Source organism: Streptomyces sp. NPDC058470 (assembly GCF_042721055.1).
Classification (GTDB): Bacteria; Actinomycetota; Actinomycetes; order Streptomycetales; family Streptomycetaceae; genus Streptomyces.
The window spans coordinates 36,676-51,477 of the sequence record NZ_JBHXMF010000019.1 but is presented as its reverse complement, the minus strand read 5'-3'; the positions used below and the strand labels follow the sequence as shown (position 1 = coordinate 51,477).

Annotated in this window: 14 protein-coding genes and 1 pseudogene; 7 read left to right on the top strand and 8 right to left on the bottom strand. The window is 69.6% G+C overall.

What is annotated here, in order from left to right; translation table 11 throughout:
• Nucleotides 1–2: 2 nt before the first annotated feature.
• The 4 genes from ACFWP7_RS16180 to ACFWP7_RS16165 all read right to left on the bottom strand — a co-directional run bounded on the left by ACFWP7_RS16180 (nucleotide 3) and on the right by ACFWP7_RS16165 (nucleotide 4,449).
• Nucleotides 3–1,121, bottom strand: coding sequence for an LLM class flavin-dependent oxidoreductase (locus ACFWP7_RS16180; protein ID WP_384381863.1), 1,119 nt, complete (start codon nucleotides 1,119–1,121; stop codon nucleotides 3–5).
• Nucleotides 1,122–1,249: 128 nt separating this feature from the next.
• Entirely contained in the window at nucleotides 1,250–2,035 is a 786-nt protein-coding gene (locus tag ACFWP7_RS16175) for an SDR family NAD(P)-dependent oxidoreductase (protein ID WP_384381861.1), read from the bottom strand.
• Between the two features lie 137 nt (nucleotides 2,036–2,172).
• Complete coding sequence (locus tag ACFWP7_RS16170; protein WP_384381859.1) at nucleotides 2,173–3,114, bottom strand: LLM class F420-dependent oxidoreductase; 942 nt, start codon at nucleotides 3,112–3,114, stop codon at nucleotides 2,173–2,175.
• Nucleotides 3,115–3,231: 117 nt separating this feature from the next.
• Complete coding sequence (locus tag ACFWP7_RS16165; protein ID WP_384381857.1) at nucleotides 3,232–4,449, bottom strand: amidohydrolase family protein; 1,218 nt, start codon at nucleotides 4,447–4,449, stop codon at nucleotides 3,232–3,234.
• Nucleotides 4,450–4,650: 201 nt separating this feature from the next.
• Here ACFWP7_RS16165 and ACFWP7_RS16160 point away from each other — a divergent pair, with 201 nt between their 5' ends.
• Together ACFWP7_RS16160 and ACFWP7_RS16155 are read left to right on the top strand one after the other, a co-directional pair.
• A complete protein-coding gene (locus tag ACFWP7_RS16160) occupies nucleotides 4,651–7,608 on the top strand; it encodes a BTAD domain-containing putative transcriptional regulator (RefSeq protein ID WP_384381855.1) in 2,958 nt (985 codons plus the stop codon).
• A 207-nt stretch (nucleotides 7,609–7,815) separates the two neighbouring features.
• Entirely contained in the window at nucleotides 7,816–8,043 is a 228-nt protein-coding gene (locus ACFWP7_RS16155) for a sigma-like protein (RefSeq protein ID WP_384381853.1), read from the top strand.
• A 250-nt stretch (nucleotides 8,044–8,293) separates the two neighbouring features.
• Here the strand turns inward: ACFWP7_RS16155 and ACFWP7_RS16150 are convergent, their stop codons facing one another.
• Both ACFWP7_RS16150 and ACFWP7_RS16145 read right to left on the bottom strand, forming a co-directional pair.
• Nucleotides 8,294–8,671 (bottom strand): ATP-binding protein, encoded by a 378-nt coding sequence (locus ACFWP7_RS16150; RefSeq protein ID WP_384381851.1) that lies wholly within the window; start codon nucleotides 8,669–8,671, stop codon nucleotides 8,294–8,296.
• Entirely contained in the window at nucleotides 8,668–8,859 is a 192-nt protein-coding gene (locus ACFWP7_RS16145; RefSeq protein ID WP_384381849.1) for a hypothetical protein, read from the bottom strand. Before ACFWP7_RS16145 ends, ACFWP7_RS16150 begins: the two co-directional genes overlap by 4 nt.
• A 44-nt stretch (nucleotides 8,860–8,903) precedes the next feature.
• Here ACFWP7_RS16145 and ACFWP7_RS16140 point away from each other — a divergent pair.
• Both ACFWP7_RS16140 and ACFWP7_RS16135 read left to right on the top strand, forming a co-directional pair.
• Nucleotides 8,904–9,056, top strand: a pseudogene (locus ACFWP7_RS16140) (DUF397 domain-containing protein); the annotation flags it as partial.
• A 312-nt stretch (nucleotides 9,057–9,368) separates the two neighbouring features.
• Complete coding sequence (locus ACFWP7_RS16135) at nucleotides 9,369–10,262, top strand: hypothetical protein (protein WP_384381847.1); 894 nt, start codon at nucleotides 9,369–9,371, stop codon at nucleotides 10,260–10,262.
• Here ACFWP7_RS16135 and ACFWP7_RS16130 read toward each other — a convergent pair.
• Both ACFWP7_RS16130 and ACFWP7_RS16125 read right to left on the bottom strand, forming a co-directional pair.
• Nucleotides 10,242–10,514, bottom strand: coding sequence for a type II toxin-antitoxin system Phd/YefM family antitoxin (locus tag ACFWP7_RS16130; protein WP_384382025.1), 273 nt, complete (start codon nucleotides 10,512–10,514; stop codon nucleotides 10,242–10,244). The two genes, ACFWP7_RS16135 and ACFWP7_RS16130, sit on opposite strands and share 21 nt — an antisense overlap.
• Before the next feature lie 144 nt (nucleotides 10,515–10,658).
• Complete coding sequence (locus ACFWP7_RS16125) at nucleotides 10,659–12,257, bottom strand: FadD3 family acyl-CoA ligase (protein ID WP_384381845.1); 1,599 nt, start codon at nucleotides 12,255–12,257, stop codon at nucleotides 10,659–10,661.
• Nucleotides 12,258–12,397: 140 nt separating this feature from the next.
• Between ACFWP7_RS16125 and ACFWP7_RS16120 the strand changes: the two genes are divergently transcribed.
• The 3 genes from ACFWP7_RS16120 to ACFWP7_RS16110 are packed head-to-tail and all read left to right on the top strand — an operon-like array spanning nucleotide 12,398 to nucleotide 14,789.
• Entirely contained in the window at nucleotides 12,398–13,546 is a 1,149-nt protein-coding gene (locus tag ACFWP7_RS16120) for a lipid-transfer protein (protein ID WP_384382023.1), read from the top strand.
• 26 nt (nucleotides 13,547–13,572) lie between these two features.
• A complete protein-coding gene (locus tag ACFWP7_RS16115) occupies nucleotides 13,573–14,010 on the top strand; it encodes a Zn-ribbon domain-containing OB-fold protein (protein WP_384382021.1) in 438 nt (145 codons plus the stop codon).
• Complete coding sequence (locus tag ACFWP7_RS16110) at nucleotides 14,007–14,789, top strand: enoyl-CoA hydratase/isomerase family protein (RefSeq protein WP_384381843.1); 783 nt, start codon at nucleotides 14,007–14,009, stop codon at nucleotides 14,787–14,789. Before ACFWP7_RS16115 ends, ACFWP7_RS16110 begins: the two co-directional genes overlap by 4 nt.
• Nucleotides 14,790–14,802: the final 13 nt, after the last annotated feature.

Below are 14,802 nucleotides of genomic sequence, written 5' to 3'. Positions count from 1 at the left end.
CCCTAGACGGCGTTACGGAACCGGGTCGTCCGATGCACCGGATCCGTGTCGATCTTCGGAATCACGTGCTCGCCGATCAGCCTGATCGACTGGAGGGTGTCTTCCGGGGAGATCCCGATCGGCATCCCGAAGCTGAGCTGGTCCGCGCCCGCCTGCTCCCACCGCTTGCACTGGGTGAGCACCTCGGCCGGGTCGCCGCAGATCAACAGCTCCTCAGAGATGAGGAGTTCGATGATCTCCTCGTTGAACTCGGGGAGCGTCTCCGGCCAGACGGGGAAGCCCTCGGGCCGCGGGAAGGTGTCGTGGTAACGGAAGACGAGCGACTGGAGGTAGTGCAGCCCGCCACCGGCGGCGATCCGTACGGCCTCCGCGTGCGTCGGCGCGCAGATGGCCGTCGAGGTCACCATCACGTTGTCGTTGACGAAGTCCCCGACCGGCTGGGCGTCCACGATCGCCGTCTTGTACTGCTCAAGGACCCACTCCATGTCGGAGACCTTCTGCACACTGAAGCCGAGGACCCCGAGCCCCTTGCGGGCGGCCATGGCGTACGAGGGGGGCGACCCGGCGGCGTACCACATGGCGGGGTGCGACTTCCCGTACGGCTTGGGGAAGATCTTGCGCGGTGGGAGCTGCCAGTGCTTGCCCTGGAACCCGGGGTACTCCTCCTGAAGCCACATCTTGGGGAACTCGGCGATGGTCTCTTCCCAGATCTCCTTGGTGTAGTTCATGTCGGTGACGCCGGGTATGAAGCCGAGGATCTCGTGCGATCCTGCGCCCCGGCCGCTGCCGAACTCGAAGCGGCCTTCGCTGAGATGGTCGAGCATGGCGACCTTCTCGGCGACCTTCACCGGGTGGTTGACCTGGGCGAGCGGGTTGAAGATCCCGGAGCCGAGGTGGATGCGCTCGGTGGCGTGCGCGAGATAGCCGAGGAAGACGTCATTGGCCGAGAGGTGCGAGTACTCCTCCAGGAAGTGGTGCTCGGACGCCCAGGCGTACTTGAAGCCGGACTTGTCCGCCTGGATGACGTACTCGGTCTCCTCCATCAGCGCCTTGTGCTCCGCGAGCGGATCGGTCTCGGCCCGCTTGCCCACGTATCCCTGTACAAAGAGCCCGAATTCCAAGGAGGTTCACCGTCCCCACGTCTCTGTCCATCTATCTGACGTACCGTCAGATTCACCTGTCGCCGACTGTTCCACCGCGCCCTTGAGGCGTCAATAGCTGACGTCGCGTCAGCTGCGGGTGTGGGAGGTCAGATGACGCTCACCCCTGCCAGCCACCCCCCGTCGATCACGAACGGCTGCCCGGTGATGTACGAGGAGTCCTCGCCGGTGAGGAAGAGGACGAGCCGGGCCACCTCCTCCGGCCTCCCGATCCGGCCGAGCGGCACGAGCCTGCGGTACAGCGCGTCGACCGCCTCCGCGGACGCCGTACCGTCGGCGGGGTCGCCGTCCGGGTCGAGCAGCGCCGGGTTGCTCATGGCGGTGTCGATGGCCCCCGGGCAGACGGCGTTGACCCGGATCCCCTTGGCGGCGAGCTCCAGGGCGGCCACCCGGGTCAGCCCCACGATGGCGTGCTTGGTGGCGGAGTAGGCGCCCACCCAGGCCATCCCCGTGAGCCCTGCGTACGAGGCGGTGTTCACGATGGTGCCCCCGCCCGCCGCCGCGATCTCGGGCGCGACGGTCTTGATCCCGAGGAAGACGCCGACCTGGTTGACCTGCACGATCTGCTGGAACTCGTCGAGAGGGGTGTTGACCAGCTCGTTGAAGCGCAGGATGCCGGCGTTGTTGACGAGCCCGTCGATCCTCCCGTACGCGTCCCTGGCCACAGCGACGGCCGCCTGCCAGTCGGCCTGCTGGCTCACGTCGAGGTGCACGTACCGCGCACCGATCTCCTTGGCCAGGGTCTCCCCCTGGTCGTCCAGCACATCCGCGAGAAGGACCCGCGCCCCCTCCGCGACGAAGAGCCGCGCCTCCTGCTCACCCTGCCCGCGCGCCGCACCCGTGATGAGGACGACGCGTCCGTCCAGCTTGCCCATGGCTCTCCGTAAGTTGTCGGGCGGCCCGGGAGGGCCGGATGTGGCTCATGACTCCTTCAGCCGAGGTGCGGCCTGTGACTCCTTCAGCCGAGGTGCGGCTTATAGCCCCTTCAGCCGAGGTGCGGCTTATAGCTCCTTCAGCCGAGGTGCGGAGCGACTTCGGCGCCGAACGCCGTGATCTGGTCGGTGAGTTCGGCGCGGCTCCGGCTGCGGAACCGCACCTGTATCTGGTGCACACCCATCGCGCGGTATGCCCGCAGCGACTCGGCGAGCACCTCGGGCGCCCCGTGCAGGGTGCGCCGCCCGACGTCCCAGCCGGGTTCGCCGACGTACAGCGGCTCGGTGATGGCGCCGATGGCGACGGGGTCCTCGATCCCCGCGTCCTGCCTGATCCTGCGGAGCCTGGCGATCTGCTCCGGCAGCCGGTCGCGCGGATCGCCCTGCGGCAGCCACCCGTCCCCGCGCAGCGCGGCCCGGCGCACGGCGGGGGGTGAGGACCCGCCGACCCAGATCGGCACGTGTTCCTGCGCGGGCCTGGGCAGCTGGCCGAGCCCCTCGAAGTCGTACAACTTGCCGTGGTGCACGGGGAATTCATCCGGCCCCAGCGCGGCCCTGAGCGCGTCGATCGACTCGTCGAGGACCGCCCCCCGCCGCTCGAAGTCCACCCCGAGCACCTCGAACTCCTCCTGTACGTGCCCGGCCCCGACCCCGAGAATCAGCCGCCCGCCGCTCAGGTGGTCGAGCGTCGCGTACTGCTTCGCGGTGACCAGCGGATGGCGCAGCCCGACGATCGCGACGTAACTGAGCAGCCGTACGCGCTCGGTCACGCCCGCGAGGAGGGCGAGAGTGGCGACGGGGTCGTACCAGACGGTGCTCATCGCGCTCGCGAGGCGGCGCGGGATGGCGACGTGGTCGCAACTCGCGAGATACGCGAAGCCGGAGCGGTCGGCGGCGCGGGCGATCTCGACGAGGTCGGCCGGTTTCGCGTCCGCCTCCCACGGCTCGGCGTAGATGGTGCTCTGCGACTGGATCGGGAGCTGCATCCCGTAGGCGAGTCGGTCTTGCGGCGGTATGTGCATCGGCACCCCTTGGCTGACGGGCCGTCGTATCAGGGCCCATAGTCGTAGCTGACGGGCCGTCAGACAAGGGGCGTGCATCCTCTTACGGCCTCCAGAGGCCGTCCTCCGCCAGCCCCATTACGGCACCCAGAGGCCGCCCTCTGCCAGCCCCAACAGCTCGATCGCGTTCCCTCGTACGATCCGGTCGACGACGTCCGCGTCGAGGTGCCCCATCTGCGCCTCGCCGACCTCCCTGGACTTCGGCCAGGTGGAGTCGGAGTGCGGGTAGTCGGTCTCGTAGAGGACGTTGCCGACTCCGATGGCGTCGAGGTTCTTGAGGCCGAAGGCGTCGTCGAAGAAGCAGCCGTAGACGTGCTCGGTGAAGAGTTCGGACGGCGGCCGGTGGACCTTGTCGGCGACGCCGCCCCACCCGCGGTTCTCCTCCCAGACCACGTCGGCGCGTTCGAGGATGTACGGGATCCAGCCGATCTGCCCTTCCGCGTACATGACCTTGAGCCTCGGGAAGCGTTCGAACTTCCCGCTCATCAGCCAGTCCACCATCGAGAAGCAGCAGTTGGCGAAGGTGATGGTGGAGCCGACGGCCGGCGGGGCGTCGGCGGAGGTGGACGGCATCCTGCTGCTGGACCCGATATGCATGGCGATGACCGTGCCGGTCTCGTCGCAGGCGGCGAGGAAGGGGTCCCAGTCGTCGGTGTGGACGGACGGCAGTCCGAGGTGGGGCGGGATCTCGGAGAAGGCCACGGCGCGTACGCCACGGGCGGCGTTGCGGCGCACCTCCTCCGCCGCGAGCTGCGGATCCCAGAGGGGAATGAGGGTGAGCGGTATCAACCGCCCCTGGGCGTCCGGCCCGCACCACTCCTCCACCATCCAGTCGTTGTAGGCCCGCACGCACAGCAGACCCAGCTCATGGTCCTTGGCCTCGGTGAAGGTCTGGCCGCAGAAGCGGGGGAAGGTCGGGAAACAGAGGGCGGACTGGACATGGTTGACGTCCATGTCGGCGAGGCGCTGCGGTACGTCGTACGAACCGGGCCGCATCTGCTCGTACGTGATGACCTCGAGCTTGATCTCGTCCCTGTCGTATCCGACCGCGGTGTCGAGGCGGGTGAGGGGCCGGTGGAGGTCCTCGTACACCCACCAGTCCCCTATCGGCCCGTCGTCGCCCGGGTTGCCCATGACGGGCGCGAACTTGCCGCCGAGGAAGGTCATTTCCCTCAGTGGCGCGCGGAGGATCCGCGGGCCTCGGTCCTGGTACTTCGACGGGAGCCGGTCCCGCCAGACGTTGGGGGGCTCCACCGTGTGGTCGTCCACCGAGATGATCTTCGGGAAGGTCTCCATGCTCTGTACGGTAGCGCCGAACTGACGGGCCGTCAGCTCTCTGGTCGGTGCCCGCTCGATTGCGCGGACCGCGTGTGGACCCTGTGAGAGTCCGGAGGCTTGGCACGGCGGCCTGTGATCGCTGTCTCCCACTGCTGACGCATCCGCCATGAACAAGGCAAACTGGCGTCCTGGTACCAACGGTCGGGCAGGGGGACAGCGATGGACGGTGTGCCGCGAGTACCGAAGCAGCGGGGTCGCGAGGAATCGGCGGCGTTGCGCTTCTGTGTGCTCGGCCCGGTGCGCGCCTGGCGCGGGGAGGAGCTCCTGTCCGCGGGGTCTCCGCAGCAACGCGCCCTGCTGGCGGTCCTGCTGCTCCGCGAAGGCCGTACGGTCACCGCCGCCGAGCTGATCGACGCCCTGTGGGGTGACGATCCCCCGGCCCAGGCACTGGCCACCGTCCGTACGTACGCGTCACGGCTCAGGAAGACGCTGGGCCCCGAGATCCTGGTCAGCGAGTCCGGCGGTTACGCGATCCGGCTGTCCGGCGGCGACGGAACGCTCGACCTCGACCTCGCCCAGGAACTCGCCGCCGACGCCGAGAAGGCGCGCGGCACCGGCGACCTCTGCCACGCCCGCGACGTACTGAGGCGCGCGCTGAGCCTGTGGGAGGGCGAGCCTCTGGCGAACATGCCGGGCCCCTCCGCGGATACGCAGCGTGCACGGCTGGAGGAGTTCCGGCTTCAACTCCTCGAATCCTGCCTGGACATGGACCTGGAGCAGGGCTGCCACGCGGAGGCCGTGTCGGAGCTGACCGCACTCACGGCGGCGCATCCGCTCCGCGAGCGGCTGCGCGAACTGCTGATGCTCGCGCTGTACCGCTCCGGCCGCCAGGCCGAGGCCCTCGCCGTCTACGCGGACACCCGGCGCCTGCTGGCCGACGAACTGGGCGTGGACCCGCGAGCGGGCCTGAAGGAACTCCAGGCCCGGATCCTCCAGGCAGACCCGGCGCTCGCGGAACCATCGGCTCCGGCGGCGGAGCCCGCGGCGGCACCGGTCCGCCCGGCCCAACTCCCCGCCACGGTCACGGACTTCACCGGCCGCGTCTCCTTCGTCCAGGAACTGAGCGACGTCCTTGCCGCCGCCTCCTCCGACGCGGGCGAGGGCCGCGTCATGGCCGTCTCCGCACTTGCGGGCATCGGAGGCGTGGGCAAGACGACACTCGCCGTGCACGTCGCCCACCAGTCGCGGGGCGCCTTCCCGGACGGGCAGTTGTACGTGGACCTACAGGGGGCGGGGGCGCGGGCGGCCGAGCCGGAGACGGTACTCGGCGCGTTCCTGCGGGCCCTGGGTACGGCCGACTCGTCCATCCCCGACTCGCTGGAGGAGCGCTCGGCGCTCTACCGGTCGGTGCTCGACGGCCGCCGTGTGCTGGTCCTGCTGGACAACGCGCGGGATGCCGCGCAGGTACGCCCGCTGCTCCCGGGGACGGAAGGGTGCGCGGCCCTGGTCACCTCACGCGTGCGCATGGTGGACCTGGCCGGGGCGCACCTGGTCGACCTTGACGTGATGTCCCCCGAGGAGGCCCTCCAGCTCTTCACGAAGATCGTGGGGCGGGAGCGGGTAGCCTCCGAGCGGGAGGCCGCGCTGGATGTGGTGGCGGCCTGCGGGTTCCTGCCGCTGGCCATCCGGATCGCGGCGTCTCGGCTGGCTGCTCGGCGTACGTGGACGGTGTCCGTACTGGCGGCGAAGCTCGGGGACGAGCGGCGGCGGCTGGATGAACTGCAGGCGGGCGACCTCGCGGTCAAGGCCACGTTCGAGCTGGGGTATGGGCAGTTGGAGCCGGCCCAGGCCCGCGCGTTTCGGTTGCTGGGGCTGGCGGACGGGCCGGACATGTCGCTGGCGGCAGCAGCCGCGGTACTCGACCTGCAGGTCGAGGCCACGGAGGACCTCCTGGAGTCCCTCGTCGACACGTCGCTGCTGGAGTCGGCGGCGCCTGGTCGGTATCGCTACCACGACCTGGTACGGCTCTATGCGCGTTCTTGCGCGGAGCGGGACGAGCAGCCGCCTGGCGAGCGGGATGCGGCTATGTCTCGGTTGTTGGACTTTTACCTGGCCACGGCGGCACGGGTCTACGCGATCGAGCGCCCCGGCGACCGGACCGTGGACCACCTTGAGATGACCCGTCAGAAGGGGCAGGAGTTCAGCGACGACGGAAACGCGCTGGACTGGCTGCACTCGGAGGCGGCCTGCATCCTGGCGTGTGCCCAGCAGTCACTCGGGCCGGGAACACTGCGGCGCGGGGTCGATCTCCTTTTGGTCTCGAAGGACTTGGCGGAGTCGGGCGCCAGCTCCCTGATCTACGAAGCGGCGACCAGAGCCGCGCGGGACGCCGCGGACAGCCTGGGCGACGCTCACGCGGCGGGCCGTGCGCGCGTCACACTCACGCAGGTACTCAGCACCGCAGGCCGTTTCGATGAGGCCACCGAGGAGGCCGATCGCGCCACCACACTCGGCCGGACGGCCAACGACCCGTGGACCAGCGGGAACGCGCCCAACGAGCTCGGCATCATCGCCATCTGCAAGAACGAGCACGCAGCCGGCGAAGCGCACCTCCTCAGGGCGATCGACGCCTTTCGCGCCGACGACAACCGTCCCGGCGAGGCAAGCGCCCTGTGCAACCTCTCACGGGTACTCGTCTCCATGGACCGCACCTCGGCGGGGATAGAGCTCGTCCAACAAGGCATCGCCATCTACGACGAGTTGGGACTCACCCTCCGACTTGCCAACGCGAGGTACGCGCTGGGCATCGCCTTCGGTCACGCAGGACGTGGGCCCGAGGCGTTGGAGCAGCTGACGGAGGCGCTCAAGATATTCGTCGAGAACCGGCAACGCCTGTGGGAAGGGACCACGCACTTCCGTATCGCTCAGGTACACCTCTCTTCCCGCAGGGCCGCCCAAGCGGCGCAGCACGCCGAGCAGGCGCTCAGCACCGGCTGCATCGGTGGTGACTGGATGCGAGCGAATGTGCTGACTCTCCTCGGCAGGTCTCTCGAAGGCCTGGGGCAGGCGGGTCGCGCACGCGTCTGCTGGAACGAGGCGCTCACCATCCACGAGCAGGCCGGGGCGCCCGAAGCTGCTGAGCTCCGCGTCCTGCTCACGCCCGTCGCGGCGGCCTGACCTCGCGCGGAGTGGCGCGTTCATCGAACGTTTATGGGCTGCTGCCAATCTCAGTTCATCGACCCGTCGCGTCGGGGGGCAGACGGATCGGCGTGGGCCTCACACATAGGGTGAACGGCCCTGGAACGCCCGTTCGGCAACCCTCGGGGGAGTTGCCGAACGGGCGTTCTTCACCGCAGACCTTCAATTCCATGGGAGTTCTCAGCCATGAGCGATGACAAGAAGAACGAGGACATCACCACCCTGGACAGCCACGCGCCGGTCCCGCCCGGCACGGATACCACCGAAACCACGGACGACAGCCACGCGCCCGTGCCCGGCGAGGACGCCATCATCACGTTGGACAGCCACGCCCCGGCACCGCCCAAGCCCACCATCACGACGTTGGACAGCCACGCCCCGGCGCCGCCCGTCCTGGGCCTGGACAACAAGTAAAGACCTCCATCTCGACGGGGATCGGCCGCGGTGGCGCGGAGGGGGAGCCACCGCGGCCGAGGCATGTCGAGTGCCCGCTCCACGCCAATCCATGGCGGGAACCGTCCGAGCCCCTGGCCTCGCTGGACTCGCACTCCCCGTAACTCAGCCACTCCCCGATGAGGGCCGAGCCCACCAGGCTCGGCCCTCATCGGCATGCTCGGCAGGCGCCCGGGCTACAGCTGCCTCATCGACACCCACGCCCGAATCATCATGGTTGCCCCAGCTCCCACCAAACCGTCTTGCCAACCGCCCCCCGCTCCACGCCCCACCGCAGCGTCAGCGCATCGAGCAGGGCCAGCCCCCGCCCCGACTCGTCGTCGCCCGTGGCACACAGGAGGACAGGCAGGGCGCGCGGATCGGGGTCGGTCACCTCGACCCGGATCCGGGCACCGTCCGCGCGGATCACCCGTACGCGGACGGGAGTGCCCTCGCCGATGTGCCGGATGACGTTGGCGACCAGTTCGGTGGCACAGATCTGAACGTCCGCGCAGGGTGCGCCGAGGTGCTGACGCACGGCACGTCGCAAGTCCGGCACCGCCTTGGGGAGGGCAAGCAGATCGAGCTCGAGGTGCGGCGGCGCGTTCACTGTCCGGCCGCCTTCCGGAGCACGGCGGTGAGCTTGCGCGCGGTGGCGGTGTTGCAGTTGCCGAGTGCGACCAGCCCCGCCGGAGGCGGATACGTGCCCGCGAAGCTCGGCAGATCCACGCGCAGGGAGGGGAGCGTGATGCCGTGGACGGCGAGGGCTGCGCGGAGTTCGTCCACGCGGCGATCCACGTCGTCGGCGGCGGCGGTGAGGCTGGGGGGTCAGCAACGGCGACGGCGGAAACTGCGTCGAGGTAGCCCCCGGCGTCCCCGGAGTAATCCCGGTCCGCGACTCCAAGTCCCAGACCGGCCCCGTACTCCTCTTCCCCCCCACAGCCTGGACCTCTTTCCTCTCAACCCTGAAACACCAACCCATCAGCCACGAGTAGCGATTGGCAGATTCGTCCCGCCTACCGTCACGAAAACGCCTGGTGGCGCATCCCACCCCTGGTACACATCTGCCAATCCCCCTCAACACCCCGGCCGGCCTTAGTTATCCACAGGGCGAATGAAGGTTGGGGGCTGTGCGGGAACGTGGGGGTGTGGAGCGGGTGGCGTTGAGGGGAATGGTTGATGACGGGGTTTTGCTTGTTTCGCGTGCTCTTGAGGGTGGGTGGCCCAGGCAGACACTCTTCCGGAAGCTTGGGGCGGAGGGATGGACCCGGGTTCGGGCCGGGGCCTGGGTCGAGCCGGGGCGAAGTGTGGATCTTTCCACCCGCCTCCGCGCCGTGCAGCTGCACAAACCGCAGCTCGTGATCAGCCATCGTTCGGCGGCCGCACTGTGGCGGATCGAGGTGCTGAATCTGCCCCAGGGAGCGGCGCGAGGAGCGGTGCCGAGGACGACGGCACAGGGGACGACGGCACAGGGAGCGACGTCACAGGAGACGGCGCAAGAAACGGCCCTGGAGTTCTGTGACCCGACTCTGTCCGTCCGTCGGGAGGGCAACGGGGTGCGTGTATACCGGCTACCCCTCGCGCAGGGTGATGTGGTCGAGCGGGGAGGCCTGCGGATCACCGGTGTCAGCCGCACACTCGCGGATCTGCTGCGAGCCGGGCCCAGGGACGACGCGCTGGTCGCCGTGGAGTCGGCCCTGACCTGGCGCAGGGTCGGCGGAATCCGCCGCGCACCGCTCACGACTCGCGACGCGATCGCAGCCGCGTTGGAAGCTCCTCTGCTCGGGGCAGCCAGAGGCCGCCACCGGCTGAAGCACGCCGACCCGTTCGCCGGCTCACCCGCGGAGACAATCGCCCGTCTGCGCATGCACGACGCGGGCCTCCGTCCGGAGTCCCAGGCCGAACTCCTCACGCCCGGCGGCCGCCGTTGCCGCCTGGACTTCCTCTTCCGGGCCGAGGGACTGGCCGTCGAGATCGAGGGTTACGCCTACCACGGCACCCGCGCGTCCCACCACCGGGACATCACCCGCTACAACCAGGTCCTCCAGTGCCCGGAGGTCCGCCTCCTCCTCCGGTACACCGCGGCGGACGTCTTCGGACGCCCCGCCCAAATCATCGAGGAGATCCACACCGCCCTCACCAAGCTCGGCACGCTCCCCGAGATCCGTACGTTCCGCGGCTCACGAAGCACGGAAACATAGCATCCCCTTGATCGACATGGGCTCAGTCATCGCCTGCGCCCATCCCTCGCAACGTGTCATTGATCGCGTCGTCACCAAGAGCCGGTCCACCGAGGTCGGGGATGTCCAGCAGCCCCATCGGGTCGGTCCTGAAGGCGTACACGGGCCGCCCCGTACGAACCCCGTCACGCACACCGGGGGGGGAACGATGTCCCCAATCGGCACGCCATCCTTGGTGATGGTGACGGTCTCCCCCACCTCAACCCTGGCCATGATCCGCGAGGTCTGCCGACTGAGATCCCGGAGCGGGATTTCCCTGTGACTGCCCATGACCACGACCGTATTACGCGATCCACACCCTGCGAGGCATGCTGAAAAATCTCATCCCCAGGTCACCCCCCTGGCCCGCATGACCCCTCACCGCCCCCGCAACTCCCCCTTCACCACCTTCCCACTCGCGTTCCGCGGCAGCTCCCCCACGAACTCCACCCCCCGCGGCACCTTGTAGTTCGCCATCTCGCGCCGGGACCAGGCGATCAGGTCGTCCCCCGTCACCACGGCCCCGGGACGCCGTACGACATATGCCTTGCCGACCTCTCCAAGGCGCCCGTCCGGGACCCCGATCACCGCGACGTCGGCGACGTCCGGGTGGAGGCCGAGGAGCTGTTCGATCTCGGCGGGGTAGGCGTTGAAGCCGCCCACGATGAACATGTCCTTGAGACGGTCGGTGATGCGGAGGTTGCCGGAGACATCGAGGACCCCGACATCGCCCGTCCGCAGCCAGCCGTCCGCTCCCAGAACGGCGGCCGTCGCCTCCGCGTCCTCGAAGTAGCCCTGCATGACGGTGAAGCCGCGGACGAGGACCTCGCCGGGGGTGCCCGGCGCGAGGGGCTCCCCCTTCGGACCCACCACCCGTACCTCCGTGTCCGGGATGGCCCGGCCGGACGTCGAGGCGATCACGGGCGGGGCGTCTCCACGGCGGCACATCGTGACGATTCCGCTCGCCTCCGAAAGCCCGTACGCCGTCAGGACCGTGTCGATCTTCAGCTCGGCCCGCAGCCGTTCCACGAGCCGCAGAGGAACCACCGCCGCGCCCGTCACGACCAGACGCAGCGCCGAGAGGTCGTGGGCGTCCCGGGACGGGTGGTCCAGCAGCGACTGGTGCAGAGTCGGTGGGCCCGGGAGGACCGATATCCGTTCCGAGGCCACGTTCGCGAGGACCGTGTCCACGTTGAACACCGGTTGCGGGACCATCGTCGCGCCGCGCATCAGGCAGGCCACGATGCCGGCCTTGTAGCCGAAGGTGTGGAAGAAGGGGTTCACGATGAGGTAGCGGTCACCTTCGCGCAGGCCCGCGAGTTCGCTCCAGATCGCGTAGCCGCGCAGAGTCTGCGCGTGGGTGATCACGGCGCCCTTGGGGCGGCCCGTCGTGCCGGAGGTGAAGACGATGTCGGAGGGCGAGGATCCGGAGAGGCCGGCCTCCCGTTCGCGTACGTCCGCCGCGCCCACGCCCTCCCCGGAGGCCAGGAAGTCCTTCCAGGTACGGAAGTCGGCGGGGGCGTCGTCCGAGAGCACGACCACCTGTTCCAGGTGCGGGAGGCCGGGGAGCGGGCCCGCGCCATCGCCCTCCCCCGCGGCCCGCCGCAGCGACGCCACGTACGACGTACCCAGGAACGTGCCCGTCACGAAGAGCAGGCGGGCCCGGCTGCGGGCCAGTACGTACGCCGCCTCCGTTCCCTTGAAGCGCGTGTTCAGCGGGACCAGGACGGCCCCCGCCGACACCGCGCCGAGCGCGGCGACGATCCAGTCGAGGGTGTTCGGGGCCCAGATGGCGACCCGGTCGCCCGGCCGGACCCCGCTCGCGAGACAGGCCGCCGCCGCGCGTTCGACGCGGGCGCCCAACTCCTCGTACGAGATGCGCGTACGGCCGTCGGCCACCGCCTCCCGGTCCGCGAAGCGGGTCGCCGCCGACCGGACCAGTCCCGGGATGCTGCCCCACTCCAGGTCTCCGCGCATCTCACGCCTCCCTGCACCCGAAACGCAACTGCTGACTGACCGTCAGATTAGCTGTAGCCTGACGCCCTGTCAGCAGTCGGGACTCCGTGCGGAGGTGCGCGCACATGGCAAGGACCGCGAAAAGGGCCACTCCCAGGACCATGCCGGGGATCAAGGACGCCACCGCCATCGTCGGGATCGGGCAGACCGCGTTCGCCCGCCAACTACCCGAGTCCGAGAAGGCCTTGGCCTGCCGTGCGGTCCTCGCCGCCCTCGACGACGCCGGGATCGAGCCCGCCGAGGTCGACGGACTCGCCTCTTACACCATGGAGGAGACCGACGAGGTGGAGGTGGCGAAGGCCGTCGGCTTCGGTGACCTCACCTTCTTCAGCAAGGTGGGGTACGGGGGCGGGGGTTCGTGCGCCACCGTCGCGCATCTCGCCGCCGCCATCGCCACCGGGCAGGCGACCGTGGGCGTGGCCTGGCGATCACGGAAGCGGGGCAGCGGGCCCCGGCCCTGGAAGAACACCACGGCCCAACTCCCCATCCCCGCCCAGTGGACACGCCCCTTCGGGCTGCTCAGACCCGCCGACGAGATCGGCATGCTGGCACGCCGCTACATGCACGAGTACGGCGCGACCCGCGACCACCTCTTCAACGTAGCCCTCGCCTGCCGCAACCGCGCCAACCAGAACCCGGCCGCGATCATGTACGACCGCCCGCTCACCCGCGAGATGTACATGACCTCCCGCTGGATCAGCGAGCCCCTCTGCCTCTTCGACAACTGCCTTGAGACGGATGGCGCGTTGGCGTGCGTGGTCGTATCGGCCGAGCGGGCGCGCGACTGCCGACGTCGGCCCGTGTACGTCCACTCCACCGCCCAGGGCCTGCCCGCCCAGCACCACGGCATGGTCAACTACTGGAACGACGACCCGCTCACCGGCCCCGCCTGGACCGCCGCCCGACACCTCTGGAAACACGCCGACTTCACGCCGGATGACGTGGATGTCGCGCAGATCTACGACGCGTTCACGCCCCTCATCCCGCTCTCCCTTGAGGGGTACGGCTTCTGCGCGAAGGGCGAGGGCGCGGGGTTCACAGAGGGCGGTGCGCTGGAGATCGGCGGACGGCTGCCTCTGAACACCGGGGGTGGCGGTCTCTCCGAGGCGTATGTGCACGGCTTCAACCTCATCAACGAAGGGGTGAAGCAGTTGCGGGGCACGAGTACCGCCCAGGTGCCGGGCGCCGCCACCTGTCTGGTCACGGCCGGCGAAGGCGTCCCGACCTCCGCCCTCCTCCTGAGGAGTTGACCATGAGCGACGACGACCACGCCGCCCTGCTCTCCCCCGTCCCCGACGACGACGGCGCCCCCTTCTGGCAGTACGCCGCCCGCGGCGAACTCCGGATCCAGGCCTGCGCCGACTGCGGCGAACTCCGCTTCCCGCCCCGCCCCTGCTGCCCCCACTGCCACTCCTTCGCGAGCGAGTGGCGGAGGATGAGCGGCCGGGGGCGCGTCTGGTCGTACGTCGTCCCGCATCCACCGCTCCTTCCTGCGTACGCCGCGCAGGCCCCGTACAACGCGATCGTCGTCGAGCTCGCGGAGGCTCCGCGGATCCGGCTCGTGGGGAATCTGGTGAGCGGGCCGGGTGCGCCGCTCAACTCCGTCGCGGTGGAACGGATTCGGATCGGCGCGCGGGTACAGGTGGTCTTCACCGAGGCCGGTTCCGATGCCGCCGGGACGTCCGTGCCCCGCTGGGTTCTGGAGCGGTCATGAGCGGCAGCAGCGGTTTGCGCGTCACCACCGACAAGGACACCGGGGTCGCCGTCCTCACCCTCGACCGGCCGGAGAAACTCAACGCCATCGATGTCGAGACGGCCGCGGAACTGGCCTCGGCATGGCGGGAGTTCCGGTACGACGACTCCGTACGGGCCCTCGTCGTCACCGGGGCGGGCGAGCGGGCCTTCTGTACGGGGATCGACCGGGGCATCGACGTTCCGCAGCCCAACTCCCCCTACATGGTGGACGATCCGCTCCTCTCCATCGGGCCGAAGGCGAACGACCTGTGGAAGCCGGTCATCGCGGCCGTCAACGGCATGGCCTGCGGGGGTGCCTTCTACCTGCTGGGGGAATCGGAGTTCGTCGTCGCGGACGAGACGGCCACCTTCTTCGATCCGCACACCACGTACGGGATGGTCAGCGCCTACGAGTCCATCTACATGGCCCAGCGGATGCCGTTCGGGGAGGTGGCGCGGATGGCGTTGATGGGGAACGCCGAGCGGATTTCGGCACGGCGGGCGTATGAGGTGGGTCTGGTGTCCGAACTCGCCGCGCCCGGCGGCGCGTTGGCGGCGGCCGTGGCCTGCGCCACCGTCATCGCGTCTTATCCGGCCGAGGCCGTCCAGGGGACCGTGCGTGCGCTGTGGTCGGCGAAGGAGGCGGCGCGCACGCAAGCACTCGCCCACGCGCCCCATCTCGTCTCCCTCGGCAACCTGCCGAGCGAGCGCCAGGCGGACCTGTTCAGCGCCCGGCGCTCGGCGTTCAGGACCCGTTGACGTCAGGGGGCGG